This is a genomic window from Streptomyces sp. NPDC039480 (assembly GCF_055597165.1).
On the sequence record NZ_JBVITX010000015.1, the window covers coordinates 148,475 to 162,215 of the forward strand.

Below are 13,741 nucleotides of genomic sequence, written 5' to 3' on the forward strand. Positions count from 1 at the left end.
GCGGGACTGGACGCGCGTCCCACTACGTGCTGGGCACCGCCCGCAGCATCATCCGCTTCGTCGAGAACGTCATCCCCGCCCCCGACGTCCGCGGAGACACCCGCGCCACCCTGGAGACCATGCGCGACGAACACCTGGAGCGGGCCCGGGCGGGCACGGCGACGGTGCGCGGCCGGGTATGGGAGCCCAGGCGCTCCGCGCGGCGTACCGCGTGGGCCCACCAGGTGCCCAGGGCGTCGGCGGCGAGGCGGACCCGCTCGTACGGCGGGGCCGGTGCGCTTGCGGTCAGCGGGCGCCGCACGGCCTGGTCCTCGGTGTCGCGTGGGTAGAGGGCGCGCAGGTCGGCGGTCATCATCCGTTGGCTCGCCGGGCGGGTGAAGTGGTCGATGACCGTCTGCACGATCTGTTCGTCCAGGCCCGGCTGATGGGGGGCGGCCGCGCAGGGCGTAGGAAAGGTAGTGGCGGGGGCGAGCAGGTGGTGGCGTTTGAAGGCGCCGTGGATCACGTACACCACGGCGACGACATCGACGGCCGCCAGCACGGTGTCGACCACCGGCTGCACCCGCGCCCGCACGACGAGTTGGTCGACGAAGTCGGCGCCGTACGCCCGGATCGCGGAGCGTCTCCAGCGCTCGCGCAGCTCGGTCAGCGACCGCAGTTCCGTGCGTTTGGGCGGGCGGGTCTGGTCGGTGGTCTGGCAGGCCAGCTTCCTATCGCGCCGATCACGTTGCGCCCCTGAGCAAGGGCCTCGAGGTGGATCTGCTTCGACGCCACCCTCAGGCACCTGCCCCTGATTGTTGAGGGATCAGCCCCTCGGAGACAGTCCGCAACGCTGTCGGCTGTCGGCCACTCAACTAGGCCTGTGCGTAACCGACTTCGTTCACAGGGCCCTCACAGGGTTGTGATCCGTCTGTGCGCAACCGTGTCCATCATCACGTCCGATACAGGTGGTTCAAGGGGTGTGTCCCAGTTGGTGTTCTTGCTCCTGTGGGAGAAGCGCCCATAGAACGTTCCAGCGCGACAAAACACATCCGATCAGCCCTGCCCAGAAAGAAACAAACAGGCGGGGTTAGAGGGGATTTTTCTCTTGCCTGGAAGACCACCTGCAAGAAGTCGCATCCTGGCACGGCTCGCTCTCGGCACCTGCTCGATCCTGCTCTTAGGAGCCGGGAACGTGGCCGTCGCGGACAGCGGTGGCCGCACCCCCGACTGGGACTATGCGCCGTCCTCACGACCCGCGGCCGGCCCGGAGAAGCTGGCCGCAGCTGCCAACAACCACCGGCCCGACTCGGGAAAGAACCTGAAGGCCGGCCCAGGCACCAAGGACTCCACCGGTGTCTGGCAGGTAAACCGCACCAACGTCACGCTGAGCAACACCGTCACCGATGCCGATGACGACACCGCGAACCTGACGTTCCAGGTCTACACCACCGACGCGAGCGGTAAGCCCAAAGACCAGGTGATGCTCACCGACCCCGATACCGGAAAGCCCGCCGACTTCGGCGTGGTCGTCTCCGACTACGTGGTGTCCGGCGGCAAGGCCGAGGTGACCCTCCGATACGGCGACCTGAAGACGAACACCACCTACGCCTTCCGCACCAGCGCATACGACGGGACCCTCTACGAGACCGGCTGGTCATCCTGGTCGACGTTCCACACGCGCGGCCGGGCGGTAAGTATCACGCTGCCCGAGCCGGACAAGAACGCCCCGGTGCTGGATCAGGACGACTACCAAAAGCCGCAGCAGATCCCCCAGCCCACCATGGAGGTGGTCCCCCCAACCGTGCCGCCCATCGGGCGCAGTGCCGCGGACGGCTGGAACTGCGGCAAGGTCAACAAGCAGACGGACATTCAGCCATGCTCGCGGCTGGTTCCGGACGCGAGCAAGAGCACACACGATGCCCTCACCAAGGGGGCAAACGCGGATCTGCCCCACTTGGTCGACTAGTGCAAGACCTACACCAACTCACACATCAAGCGGTATGAAGCCTGCATATCGACCTTCAAGTACGGGTACGAAGGCATCGTCGTCAAGGACGGCAGGCCCACCGGCGAAGTTCTGAACGCCTCCTGGGCCGTGGGGCAGGAAGTGAAGCTGGCTCAGGACTCCGCGACGTTCACGCAGCAGCTCACTCTCGTGCCTGTGACGCTCGACAAGAAATTCGGCTCGGTGACCCTCGACGTCGACTTCGACTGCATGATGCCCGACAAGTGCTCCACCGGACCGCAGTCATGGGACGGAGCCCTGGAGTGGACGGGCCTCGACCCGCTCTCCCACACCGCGATCGGGAAGATTGACCACACCTGGAACGCCGCGGACAGCTCCGAGCTCTTGGACCTGTCGACGAAGATCAGCGCCTACTCTCCGGTGGCCAACCCGGCAGCGACGCGGTGGCAGGCCGATGGCGCAGAGATTCGCTGCGACAAGATCTCTGCCACCACCCCGGGCTGCACCTTTCACAAGTACATCCCGACATGGGTGATGAACTTCGACAAGGCCCCGCCGGCCGTCGCACACGCCTGGCTGATCCAGGCCAAGTTGCCCAGTCACCCCGGCAGCAAGGCCGCCAACAAGCCGCTGTTCTTCCTGCCCGCCAAGGACAAGAACCAGCACCAGCGTGACCCCGACGACAACCGCAAGGTGATCTGCCCGGACGGCTGGGCTGCCGCCTACGGCAACCCCGACGCCACCAAGGTCACCGAGATCAGCGCCACCGACAAAGTCTCCTGTGACGAGTTCGCCTACGCCTCCACCTACAACTCCGGCGGCATGCCCAAGAACATGGGCGGCTTGAACGAGGTCGACACCGGCAACGACTGCGTGCAGACCTACGCCACCCGGGTCAAGCAGGGCGAATGGCGCCTGTACGACGACGTCCGCACCGCAGCCCCGACCTGGAAGGAGAAGTGCGGCCGCTCGGCCATGTCCGGCTGGATCAACTCCACCTCGATGGGCGGCGCCTGGAGCAAGGGCTTCTCAGCCAAGTACCGCCTGCTGGACCAGGACCCCTACTGGGCGGACTTCCCCCAGTTCGCACACTGCGACGCATCCCGGCTGACCGCGACCTGCACGGTTCCCGTAAGTTGCTGAACGCTGGTGGGGCACAGCGGCAACCGCTGTGCCCCACCAGCCCGCCTTCGCCCGAAGACAAGGAAGTGGCCATGCCTGACAGCCTGGCGTGGATCGCCGATGCTTGGCGCGCCGCGGACATGAATGCCGGCGACCTGTACATCACTTGCGCCCGCGGACTCAGCCCGCAGGCCCTGGCCGAGCGCCTCGCCGATCACCAGCCGGTGGAGGTCAAACCCGCCGCCACCCTCCACGAAGCATCCGCCATGGTCGACTTGGCCCACATCTACTGCGCGGGGCTCATCGGCCAAGCCGGCCACTGGGCATTCATCGTGGAAAGCGGAGGCAGCGAGGGATGGGCCCTGGACCCGGCTGTCTCCCACGGCGCCGAGATCCTCATCTTCGATCCGCGCCCGGACGACCCGCCCTCCTTCTTCAGCTACCACGCCAACGGCGAGGTGCAGTTGCACTTCGAGCTGGGCGCAGGCTACGACCCTGCCGGTGTCCAGCCCGACCTGCTGCGCTCAGCCCTCGAAGCGGACGGAGTCATCCCGCCACAGGACTCCATCGACGACATGCTCGGCATGGACGAGGAAATGTCATCACATGAACAACAACGCCGGGTGCTTACAGTCATTGGCGAACACTTCGGACTGTCCCTCCCCCAGCAAACCATCGTGAGCGGACGCCTGCCTGTCGCCATCACCCGGACCTCATCCCCGACTTCTTGGTAGCGCAGATGGTGAACAGCAGGCGATATGCCGTCGGCTGTGCGACGGGTTGCCTGCCAATCACCTTTCGTACGGTGGAAGGTCCTGCGCAGTCAACAGCCCTCGGGCGGTGCCAAAGCGTTTTTCCGACGAGTCGGGGAGCTGATCAACGATGACGCTGCATCCCATCCAGGTGGAGCCACAATTCTCGGCCATGCTCTTGACGGCCGCGGGCTGGCTGCCGGTCTCAATCCAGTCGTCGATCAGCAGGACACGGTCCCCCGGGCCCAGTGAGGATCGCTGGAGTCGCAGCGTGTGACGAAGGCGTCGGTAGTCGGGAGACGACTGACGCACAGCTTTGTCGCCGCGGAAGAGGCCCTCGCCCTTCCGGACGGGAACGAATCCGACGCCAAGCTCGACGGCTATGGCACCACCCAGAAGGAATCCCCGTGACTCGATCCCGCACACCACCGTGATCCGCTCGTCCCGGAACGGTTCCACGAGACCAACCACTACCGCAGCCAATGTCTAGGCATCCCGGAGGATCGCCCACACATCTGCATGTCCCCCGACCCACCGGAAGCGTTCGAGTGTCAAGTCGCGTGCAGTAGTAGGCATGAGCGCGAGTCTCCCGTGGGACACCGTCTAAGACTCATTCGACGACTGTCCAGGTGTGCCGCCCGCGAGCAGCGTGGCGAGGTTGTCTCTGCCGTGTTGTTCGATCGCCGTGCCGAACTGGCCGGCCATCTGTGTGTCGTAGTTGGGCCGCTCGGAAGAGCGCAGGGCACCAATCGGCGTGTGGTGCAGAGTGTTTGGGTCGGTGAGTCGGCACAGCGCGAACGCCGTGGTCGGGGACGGGCAGTGCACGTCGTAGACGAGTACCTGGTCCTCCTTGTCTGCCACCGCCACCACCTTCAGATCACCGGTCAGCGGATCCCGCACGACGCCCTGGGCGCCTGGTTGACGCCGAGGCGGATCGGCTTGCCGTGCTCCAGCCGGATCACGGCCTCCTCAGCCTGCTGCTTGCCCTTCAGCGCGTTGAAGGCACCGTCGTTGAAGATGTTGCGGTTCTGGTAGATCTCGATAAGGGGCGCAACCCCGTAAGCCACGCCGCCGTCGCGTGCCACTCCCCCACTGCCGGTGGGATGACGGCCGGTGGGGGGTGTCGGGCATGCGTACGCATACCCCGTCGCGGCACCGCATCTCATCGACCGCCGGCGTCGCTCAGTGTGCGGCTGACAGGGTGAAGCCCGGGTAGCCGTCGCGGGCCGCGGCGTCGCATTCCTTCCGGTACCGGTCCAGGCCGCCCGTGTAGGCGAGGAAGGCGCGGGGTTTGCCCGGGATGTTCGCGCCCGTGTACCAGGAGTCGACCGACGGGTAGAGCGTGTGGCCGGCGAGTTCCGCCGTGCTCGCGACCCAGTGCGCCTCGGCCTGCGCAGTGGCGTCGATCTCCGTGAGGCCGTTGCGCCGCAGGTGGGCGATGCAGTCGGTGATCCAGTCGATCTGCTGTTCCAGGGCCACCGCGATGTTGGTGAGCACCGACGGGCTGAGCGGGCCCAGGACGGTGAAGAGGTTGGGGAAGCCGGCCGAGACGAGCCCAAGGTAATTCCGGGGACCGTCCGCCCACCGCTTTTGGAGCGTCGCGCCGCCCTTGCCCACGATGTCGATGGCGAGCTGGGAGCCGGTCAGGGCGTCGAAGCCGGTGGCGAGGACGATCATGTCGAGTTCGTGCTCTCCGTGCGAGGTGCGGATGCCCCGGGGGGTGATCCGCTCGATCGGGGTGGTACGCAGGTCCACCAGCGAGACGTGCGGCAGGTTGTATGTGGCGTAATAGTCGGTGCCCAGGCAGGGCCGCTTGGTCGCGAACGGGAAGCTGGGGCAGAGCAGTTCGGCCGTCGCGGGGTCGGCCACGATCGAACGGATCTTGGACCGTACGAACTCCGCCGCGGTCTCGTTGGCCTTCTCGTCGGTCAGGATGTCGGTGTAGGTGCGCAGTATGCCGTTGAGGAAGCCCGTGTCCCAGGCGGCCTCGTAGGCGGCCGTGCGCTCCGCCTCGTCCGCTTCCAGGGCCGATCGGGTCGGGGGCTCGAAGACGGTCCCGCCCCGGGAGCGCCGCTGAGCCTGCCGGAACTGCGGGTAGGTGGCCTTGAACTCGGACAGCTCGGCGGGGTGCAGGGGACGGTTGTGGGCCGGCAGTACGTAGGCCGGGGTGCGCTGGAGGACGGTCAGCGCGGTCGCCTCCTGGGCGATCGCGGGGATGACCTGGACGCCCGAACACCCGGTGCCGATCACGGCGATCCGCTTGCCGGTGAAGGAGACCTCCTCGCGCGGCCACCGGGCGGTGTGGTGGATCGCGCCCGCGAAACTGCCGGCGCCGGGTATCCGGGGGGCTTGGGGAGTCGACATGCAGCCCGTCGCCAGGATGAGGAAGCGGGCGGTGACGGCCCGTCCGGTGTCCGTGGAGAGCTGCCACAGGTGACGGTCCTCGTCGTAGGCGGCGCGGGTGACCCGGGTGCGGAGCACGATGTCCCGGCGCAGGTCGAACCGGTCCGCGACGTGGTGGATGTAGCGCAGGATCTCCGGCTGGGAGGCGTACCGTTCGCTCCACTCCCATTCCTGGTCCAGCTCCGGGGAGAAGGAGTAGGAGTAGGAGAGGCTCTCGATGTCGCAGCGGGCGCCGGGGTACCGGTTCCAGTACCAGGTTCCGCCGAGGTCCGCACCGGCCTCCAGGATGACCGCCGTCAGGCCGAGCTGCCGCAGTCGGTGGAGCTGGTAGAGGCCGGAGAGGCCGGCACCGACGACGACCGCGTCGAGCGTATCGGCCGCGTCGGCCGGGTTTTGGCCGCTCTTCGGCGCGGCGCTGATGCGGCCGTCCTTCGGGCCTGGCCGAAGTTGGCGGCAGTCCATGTGCGTCACGCGGTCTCCTCCGTCATGCGCTTGATGAGTTGTTCCATGGTGAAACCCCTGGAGGGGGCGGGAACTTGCGCGTAGGTGCGAAGGGGCGGTCGTTGATGATCACCCTTCCGCAACGAACGTAAAGAGACGGTCAAGCAACCGTCAAGGTCGCCGCAGGCCACAGCCCTGCACACAGACCAGATCATTTGAGACGGGGCAACAGATTCTTGCGCAGAAGCGCGGCCGCCTGGGAAAACGCTCTCCCGAGGGCAGACGGCCGAGGCGGCAGAGGCCGGTCGGACTTCCAGCCGGCATCAGGCAGTTCACGGCGACGTGTCACTTGACCATGTCCCAGCAGACACGCCAGTGGAGACGGCGGTCCTGGTGAGGGAGAGGCGTACGCGGCCTGCCTTGCGGATGAGGCGGAGTTGAGCCGCTCACCGGTTGTGCTTGTTTGCCTGACCGGCATCAAAAAGGTGGCCGTCTGACGACTTGGCCACCACCAGCCCAGGAGGGTCACCACCGCGGCCGGGACAGTCGAGGTGAAGGCGCCGCGGGTGAACGACAAGCGCGTCGACGAGACCACCGGCGAGCGCAAGCGGTTCTCCTCGGCGATCCTGCCGTCCTGGTGCCGCGAGTCCCCGAAGATCAGCGAAGTGCTGCCGCTTCTCTACCTGCACGGCCTTTCCTCCGGCGGCTTCGTGCCCGCCCTGTTGAGTCGGCTTTCGCCACCGTCCGGCTGCGGACCAAGGTCACCCGGGGTCCCGGCAGCGCGGCTGCCGCCCTGGCCATGGTCTTCAAGCTTGTCGAGTCCGCCCAGCAGCGGTGGCGGGCTGTGAACGCACCCCACCTCGTCGCCCGAGCCTGCGGTTTGTGAGTGAGTGTTCGTCAGGGCAGCTCGCAGCTCGCCCACCCGGTCCGCCCGGATGACGAGATCGGGCTCCGCCGTCCGACGGAGGTGAACGCTCCCTGTGGTGGACGTACACGAGCAGGGTGAAGTCCGAGGCTGGAGTTTCTGTGGAGAAAGGGGCATCCAGGTGGAACGCTGGGACCGGGTCGGACGGTGCGCGGGATACGGGGCGGCGCTGGCAATGTCGCCCTATTTGTTGGTCAAGGTGTCGTGGGTCGTCGGCTCGCTGCTGGGACTGGCACCGATCGGGAAGGGCTTCAACCTTGCCAGTTGGGTCCTCCTCAATACCGTGACCATCGGCATGGCCGGGGCCGGTATCGCCCTGGCGCTCGCCTTGGTGCGGCCCTGGGGCATGCGGATACGGGGGTGGCTGGCGGCCTTCTGCGCCTGGACGGGGGCAGGATTCCTCGTGTCGATCCTGCCGTACGCCGTGCTCAGCACGGTGCTGGATGCCGCGCGCGGCGACACAGCAAACAGCGGGGGCGACGACTCTGCCATGCCCGGCTGGGAGGGCGCTCTGATCCAGTTCAGCTTCATCGGGATGGGGCTGGGGCTGACCCTCGCCCTCCCCGCCTACCTGCGGCGGCGCTGGCCGGAAGCTTTCACCGCGCGAGTCGGGGACAACACCCGTACCGCTGTGCCATGGTCCGCGTTCGTCGCAGCCGTCGTCGGACTTGCGTGGCTGTACTGGGCGGTTGGCGGCACCCTCGGAGTTACACACCCGGCGGAGCAGGAGACCAAGTGGTACCTGCTGACGGGTATGGGTGCGTTCTGGGCACTGGCCGGATCCGCCGCCATCCGAACGCTCGCCCGATCACGTCCCGCCCGAGTGCCCCACCACCTCCTGCTGACGCTCGGCTGGCTCGGGTCGGGCTCACTCTTCGCGTGGAGCGGCTGGAAACTGCCACTCACCCTGTTCGTAGCCCTGGCCCACCCGGCCGACGTCACCCTGCCGGAAGACCTCGCCGTCGCTGCAGTGCTGCACCTCGCCGCCGTTGTGGCGGGGGCCGGCATGCTGAGATCACTTGTCGGATCACGTCCACGCACCACCGCTGGCGCCAGCCCGACGCCCCTGCACACATGAGAGCTGGGTTGATACCAGTGGCGAAGCCCGCCGACGGAGGCGTTCCAGCCACACCAACCGATCCACAGGAATTGACAATTGCTCCCGCGGCGTCGGCCGTCTCGGTGGCGCTTGTGAGGAACGCGGCGAGGTCGGTGATGGCCTCGGGTTCGGCGGTGGTGAGCCGGGTCGCGAACGCCAGTTGGGCGACGCCGGTGTCCGGAGCAAGGTGGGCAAGCGCGGCCAGCAGTTCGGCGTGCGCGAGGACCGGCGGGGTGAGAAGGCCGATGGCTTCCTCGCGGGCGGCGGGGTCGCGGTAGTGCCCGAGGTGCGCGGCCAGGGTGTGGGCGAGCCAGGCGTCGGCGTCAGCCGGACGTATCCGCCGGCTCCGCGAAGCGGACCACCAGCCCTACTACGGCGCACTCAAGCCACTGCCCGAAGACCACGCCAAGCAACTCGCCAAGGCGATCGACCGCACCGGAATTTCTACTCACTTCGTGTCATGCCTTAGCGGTGCGCGGTCACGATCTGGCGTCTCACCGCGGTCCGCGGCAGGCATTCGGCATCATGTGCGAGTGCGCCCACGGAGACTACGAAGACGACAGCCACCGGCTCCGGAAACGGGCCACGACGCTCTGCTCGCTTACGCCGAGGAGGAGTTGGCCTGGTACGCGGGAACGCGCGACCGAGCTCGGCGGCTCCATCAGCTGACCGAACTGACAGCTTTGCTCACCGGCGCTGCGACTGTGGTCGCCGCCGGGATCCAGGCGCCTGCGGCGGTCACGGCGTCCCTGGCCGGAGCGGCTGTGTTCATCGGCGGGTTCCGGCAGGTCTTTCAGCACGTCGACCGCTGGGTTCTGGCCGCGGAGAGTTGGACGAGCCTGCGCGTGGAAGTCCATCGCTACCGGCTCCTCACGGATGAGGACCGCGACCAATCGGCGCGGGAACGACTTCTGCAGAAGATCGAAGAGGTCGCCGCAACTGAGGTCACAGCGTGGTCTTCAGGCCGTCGCGCAGCCGGAGGAGGAGCCGCGCACCAAGGCCAGATCACTCCGTGAACGCTCAACAGGGTCAGGTCCGCCCGCCCGCATACCGACGCCCAAGCCATCGGCACCGTCGTGCCCCAGGCACGAACTCGCGTATCAGGACCAGCAGCGAACTGTACCGAACCCGTCTCTCGGGCCTCGTGGACTGGCACCGGGACCGGGCCGCGGCGGCACGGGACGCCCCCTGCTCGGCCGCCGCACTCGGCAGTCCTCGCCCTGGCAGGTCCGCTCGGCGCCTCGCATTTGATCTCTCTCAGCCGTGTACTGAGAAAAACACGGAAGTTCCGAAGGCGGTCTAGACGATGACCGTGGTGACCCACTCGACCTGGATTCGCTACAGGTCGAGTGCGGCAGGTGGGCAGGTCAGCGGGGCTCCCGTGCTATGGGTTGAGACGTGGAACGCCTCATACAACGGCACGGGAGCCTTGTGTGCTGCCGGAGGTCTCTGCCAGCCCCGCATTCAGGACTGCCGACTTCCTTGGTTGGCCCATACGCCACCCATAAACATGTAGCCGAAAAGAATAATGAGCATGGGTATACCTAGGGCCCACCTGGTGCCCTGCCCCAGCCCTGACATCCACACCATGATCGGCCAGAAGATAAGTCCTAGAATTATCAAGCCGCCAAGGAAAACGCTGAGACGCTTTGAATACTGACTCATCCCCTGTCCTTTCGCTCGACTGCGGGGAGCGCTTGCGTGCCCCCCGCAGTCGCTCAACTACTCATCTATGATCGGGTAATTCGACTTTCGGGCTCTTCACTTCTTGAGCGCCTTCATTCCCATTTTGGTCAACGCGCCAGCGCCACCAGTTGCCGCTCCCAAAGCGCCCTGTTCTGCACATGCCTTACCAATCGAATCCCCCTCGATGGCGGCAGTGATTGACCCTCCCAGGCACCCACCGATAGCACCGCCCGCAACCGGGCCCAGCACACCGTCAAGAGCCGTGCTGGCGACCGTACCGGCCACTGCGCCGACGACGTCCCCGAATGACAAAAGGCCCTCCGGGTCGATGCGGTTGACAGGGTCGCCTTCCGCGTAGAGGTAGGGATTCTTCTCCTGTCCGGAGGGGTCACGTTGGGTGAAGCGGCCGATGTTGGGGTCGAAGTAGCGGGCCGAGAGGTGGTAGAGGCCGGTGGGGTCCTGGTAGCCGCCGGCGAAACGGTAGGGCTGGGTGACCTTCTCCGAGGTCGTCGACCGCTCGACGCCGCGCGGGCTGTAGCTGTAGGTGTTGACCTTGGTGCCGGATTCGTCCGCGACGGCGACGACGGAGCCGATCGCGTCCGTGAGGTAGAAGTACGTCTTCCCGTCCAGGGTCATGGAGTTGAGTGTGCCCCCGGGCTCCCGGTTGAAGCCGGTGTCCACGCCGCCCGCCGAGGTGGCGGAGAGGCCGAGGGGACCGTTGTGGAAGTAGGTGTCGCCGAGCTTGATGCGTTCGCTCTGGTCGGTGGAGCCGTACTGGCCCACGTACGTCTTCCCGCCGACGGTCAGCGAGGTGAGCTGGCTGTGATCGGACCACTTCTCCCCGGTCCGGGTGCCCTCCGGGGTAGAGGCGCCAGCGGTCTCGTTGCCTTCCAGATCGTAGGACCAGTTCGTCGATGAGCCGTTCTTCGCGGTGATCTGCTGGGCGTCGTTGATCGTGTAGGTGGTGCCGCGCGGGCAGCCTTCGGCGGTGCCCTGGCTCGTGAGGTTGCCCGCCAGGTCGTAGCAGTACTGCCAGGACGAGTTGAGCGTGGAGCTCTTCTTCTCCTCGGCGTAGGAGAAGCGTCCGGCGCCGTCGTAGGTGTAGCTGGTCTTCATGCCGACCAACGCGTCGGTCTTGGTGCGGATCTTGTCGCCGTCGGTCTTGCCGTCGGTGCCGTAGCCGTAGGTGTAGGTGAGGTCGACCAGGGTGCCCTTGCCGGACTTGGCCGTGATCCTCTCGGGGCGACTGGAGTTGTCGACGTCGACGGTCTGCACGGTGCCGCCGGGGTAGGCGGTCTCGGTACGGACGTCGTTGCGGTTGTACTTGTAGGAGGTGACCTTGCCCGACGGGTCGGTCAGTTTCTGCAGCTTGTTGACCTCGTTCCAGGTGTAGTCGACCTTCCCGGCCGGGTCCTGATAGAAGTCGACGTTACCTGCCGGGGTGTAGGTGAGCAGGGTCTGGGAGCCGTCCTGGAGGGTGCGGGCGGTCTCGCGCTGGAGCGGATCGAAGGTGTACCTGATGGTGCCGGTGGAGTCGTCGCGCTGGCGCAGGTTGCCGTCGCCGTCATACCAGTAGCGGACCGTGTTGTTGGTGGTGGAGACGGTCTTGATCCGGTCGAGGTTGTCGTAGGTGAAGGTCTTCTTGATGCCGCGGCCGTCGGTGAGAGTCTCGGTGCGGCCCAGGCTGTCGTAGGTGAAGGTGCTCTCGCCCAGCGGTTTGGGCGGGGCGGCCTTGGTGAGGTTGCCTTTGCTGTCGTAGGTGAAGGAGGTCTTGACCGTCTTCGTCGACGACATCTTCGTGTCGGCCGTGCAGCGCTGTCCTTCGAAGCCGCCGCAGGTCGGGGAGGCGGGGTTGTAGGTGTAGGAGACGCTGCCGCCGCCGGTGCCGGTCTGAGCGACCGACTTGGTGTTGCCGGCCGTGTCGTAGGTGAAGGACGTCTTCTCGCCGTCGGCGTTGGTGGAGTCCTTGGGCTTGTCGCCGCCGGCGATCGTCTGCCAGCTCGTGACCGATTTCCCGCCTGTCGGTGACTTGATGGACTCCAGGTTGTTGCGGGTGTTGAAGCCGTAGTCGGTCACGTTGCCGCCGGTCGTGCCGGTGCCCATGGCGTCGGTGGCGGTGTCGACGTTGTGGTTCGCGTCGAACTTCGTCTTCCGGTTCCGGTCGAGCGCATCAGTGGTATCGGTGACCTGACCGTCACCGTCGTGCTTGTACTTCGTCGCGTGCTTCTCCGGATCGGTCACGGTCGTCGTGCCCGCCGCCGTCGGCGAGTCCGCGCTGTAGGCGTAGGTCCAGGTGGGACCGGTGTGGCCGGAGCCGTTGAAGTCGGTGGCGCGCAGCATGGAGGTGACGCGGTTGGTGCTGTCGTAGGTGAAGACAGTGACGCGGCCTTCTGCCGTGGTGATCTTTGTCAGGCGGTTGGAGGTGTCGTAGCCGAAGGCGGTGGTTTTGCCTTCGGCGTCGGTGGTCTTGTGCAGGTTGCCGTCGGGGTCGAGGTCGAAGACGGCGGTGCGGCCGGAGTTGTCCTTGGCCTGCCACTGCGAGGCGTCGGTCTTGAGCAGGTCGATCCAGCGGCCCGAGCGGGTCTCGGTCAGCTTGAACCCCTGGTGCTCGTCGCCCTTGTCGTGCTGGGTGACGGTGACGGTGCCCTTGTTCTTGTCCGTGACCTTGGTCAGCGTGCCGTGCTCGTTGTAGGTGTCCTTGGTGTGCGACTTCCAGTTGGTGACGGTGTAGGTGCCGTCGGCGTTCTTCTTCAGCTCCTTCGAATACCCCTTGGGAGTGGTGAAGGAGCCATCGGCGGCCTTCTTGAACCGCAGGGTGTCGCCGGAGGCGTCGTACAGCACCACCTCGTCATCCAGGACCTGGAGGTAGCGCTCGTACTGCTGCCACCACCGCTGGGACACCTTGCCCCACGGCGCGTCCAGCGAGTTGTAGGTGCGCGCCAGGGTCAGCTCCTGGCCGACCCCCGCGATGGAGAAGTCCGTGGCGGTCAGCATCAGGTTGCCCGTGGAGTAGTTGATCCGGGCCGTCAGCGCGTCAGTGATCGCGAAGTTGTTGATCCGGTGCCACGGCACGTCGCCCTGCCCCTCGGGCACATGGGCCGGGATCTCCTGGGCGGAGCGAGAGGACGACGACGTCGGCTCTGTCCCCTCGGCGCGCTTCTTCTGCTGCGCGCGCCAGGCCGCGACCTCATCCGTTGGCGTGCGTTCGGCCTGCGGTGCGACGGGCTTGTTGGTGCCGACCTTTACGTCGGGCATTTCGAATGACGGAGCGTTCTTGCCCCACGCCGACCCTGGCTCATCGGCCGCGGCAGTACCGGTCGCCGGCAGCAAGGACAGGGTGAGAGCGCCGGTGGCCAGAGCGGCGG

9 protein-coding genes and 3 pseudogenes are annotated in these 13,741 nt (G+C 66.6%); 7 read left to right on the forward strand and 5 right to left on the reverse strand.

Features of this window, described 5'->3' with window-relative positions; genetic code table 11:
* Positions 1 to 22: 22 nt before the first annotated feature.
* On the reverse strand, positions 23 to 784 hold the full coding sequence (locus tag ACZ56E_RS36045) for a hypothetical protein (protein WP_471220905.1): 762 nt from the start codon (positions 782 to 784) through the stop codon (positions 23 to 25).
* Between the two features lie 390 nt (positions 785 to 1,174).
* Between ACZ56E_RS36045 and ACZ56E_RS36050 the strand changes: the two genes are divergently transcribed.
* From ACZ56E_RS36050 to ACZ56E_RS36060, 3 genes are all read left to right on the forward strand, one after another.
* Positions 1,175 to 1,948, forward strand: coding sequence for a hypothetical protein (locus ACZ56E_RS36050; RefSeq protein ID WP_471220907.1), 774 nt, complete (start codon positions 1,175 to 1,177; stop codon positions 1,946 to 1,948).
* 141 nt (positions 1,949 to 2,089) lie between these two features.
* The gene (locus tag ACZ56E_RS36055) at positions 2,090 to 3,091 is read left to right on the forward strand and encodes a hypothetical protein (protein ID WP_471220909.1); all 1,002 of its coding nucleotides are present in this window, start codon (positions 2,090 to 2,092) and stop codon (positions 3,089 to 3,091) included.
* 71 nt (positions 3,092 to 3,162) lie between these two features.
* A complete protein-coding gene (locus ACZ56E_RS36060; RefSeq protein ID WP_471220911.1) occupies positions 3,163 to 3,804 on the forward strand; it encodes a DUF6461 domain-containing protein in 642 nt (213 codons plus the stop codon).
* Positions 3,805 to 3,861: 57 nt separating this feature from the next.
* Here the strand turns inward: ACZ56E_RS36060 and ACZ56E_RS36065 are convergent, their stop codons facing one another.
* From ACZ56E_RS36065 to ACZ56E_RS36075, 3 genes and pseudogenes are all read right to left on the reverse strand, one after another.
* Positions 3,862 to 4,293 (reverse strand): phosphoribosyltransferase family protein, encoded by a 432-nt coding sequence (locus tag ACZ56E_RS36065; protein WP_471220913.1) that lies wholly within the window; start codon positions 4,291 to 4,293, stop codon positions 3,862 to 3,864.
* Positions 4,294 to 4,432: 139 nt separating this feature from the next.
* A pseudogene (locus ACZ56E_RS36070) lies at positions 4,433 to 4,868 on the reverse strand (2-oxoacid:ferredoxin oxidoreductase subunit beta); the annotation flags it as partial.
* A 136-nt stretch (positions 4,869 to 5,004) separates the two neighbouring features.
* Complete coding sequence (locus tag ACZ56E_RS36075; RefSeq protein WP_471221007.1) at positions 5,005 to 6,687, reverse strand: flavin-containing monooxygenase; 1,683 nt, start codon at positions 6,685 to 6,687, stop codon at positions 5,005 to 5,007.
* Between the two features lie 476 nt (positions 6,688 to 7,163).
* Here ACZ56E_RS36075 and ACZ56E_RS36080 point away from each other — a divergent pair.
* From ACZ56E_RS36080 to ACZ56E_RS36095, 4 genes and pseudogenes are all read left to right on the forward strand, one after another.
* A pseudogene (locus ACZ56E_RS36080) lies at positions 7,164 to 7,415 on the forward strand (IS256 family transposase); the annotation flags it as partial.
* Positions 7,385 to 7,534 (forward strand): annotated as a pseudogene (locus ACZ56E_RS36085) (IS256 family transposase); the annotation flags it as partial. The pseudogenes ACZ56E_RS36080 and ACZ56E_RS36085, both read left to right, overlap by 31 nt.
* 178 nt (positions 7,535 to 7,712) lie before the next feature.
* A complete protein-coding gene (locus ACZ56E_RS36090; protein ID WP_471220915.1) occupies positions 7,713 to 8,669 on the forward strand; it encodes a hypothetical protein in 957 nt (318 codons plus the stop codon).
* A 554-nt stretch (positions 8,670 to 9,223) separates the two neighbouring features.
* Positions 9,224 to 9,706 (forward strand): DUF4231 domain-containing protein, encoded by a 483-nt coding sequence (locus tag ACZ56E_RS36095; RefSeq protein WP_471220917.1) that lies wholly within the window; start codon positions 9,224 to 9,226, stop codon positions 9,704 to 9,706.
* A gap of 745 nt (positions 9,707 to 10,451) precedes the next feature.
* Here ACZ56E_RS36095 and ACZ56E_RS36100 read toward each other — a convergent pair.
* A complete protein-coding gene (locus ACZ56E_RS36100) occupies positions 10,452 to 13,631 on the reverse strand; it encodes an RHS repeat-associated core domain-containing protein (RefSeq protein ID WP_471220919.1) in 3,180 nt (1,059 codons plus the stop codon).
* Between the last annotated feature and the right edge of the window lie 110 nt (positions 13,632 to 13,741).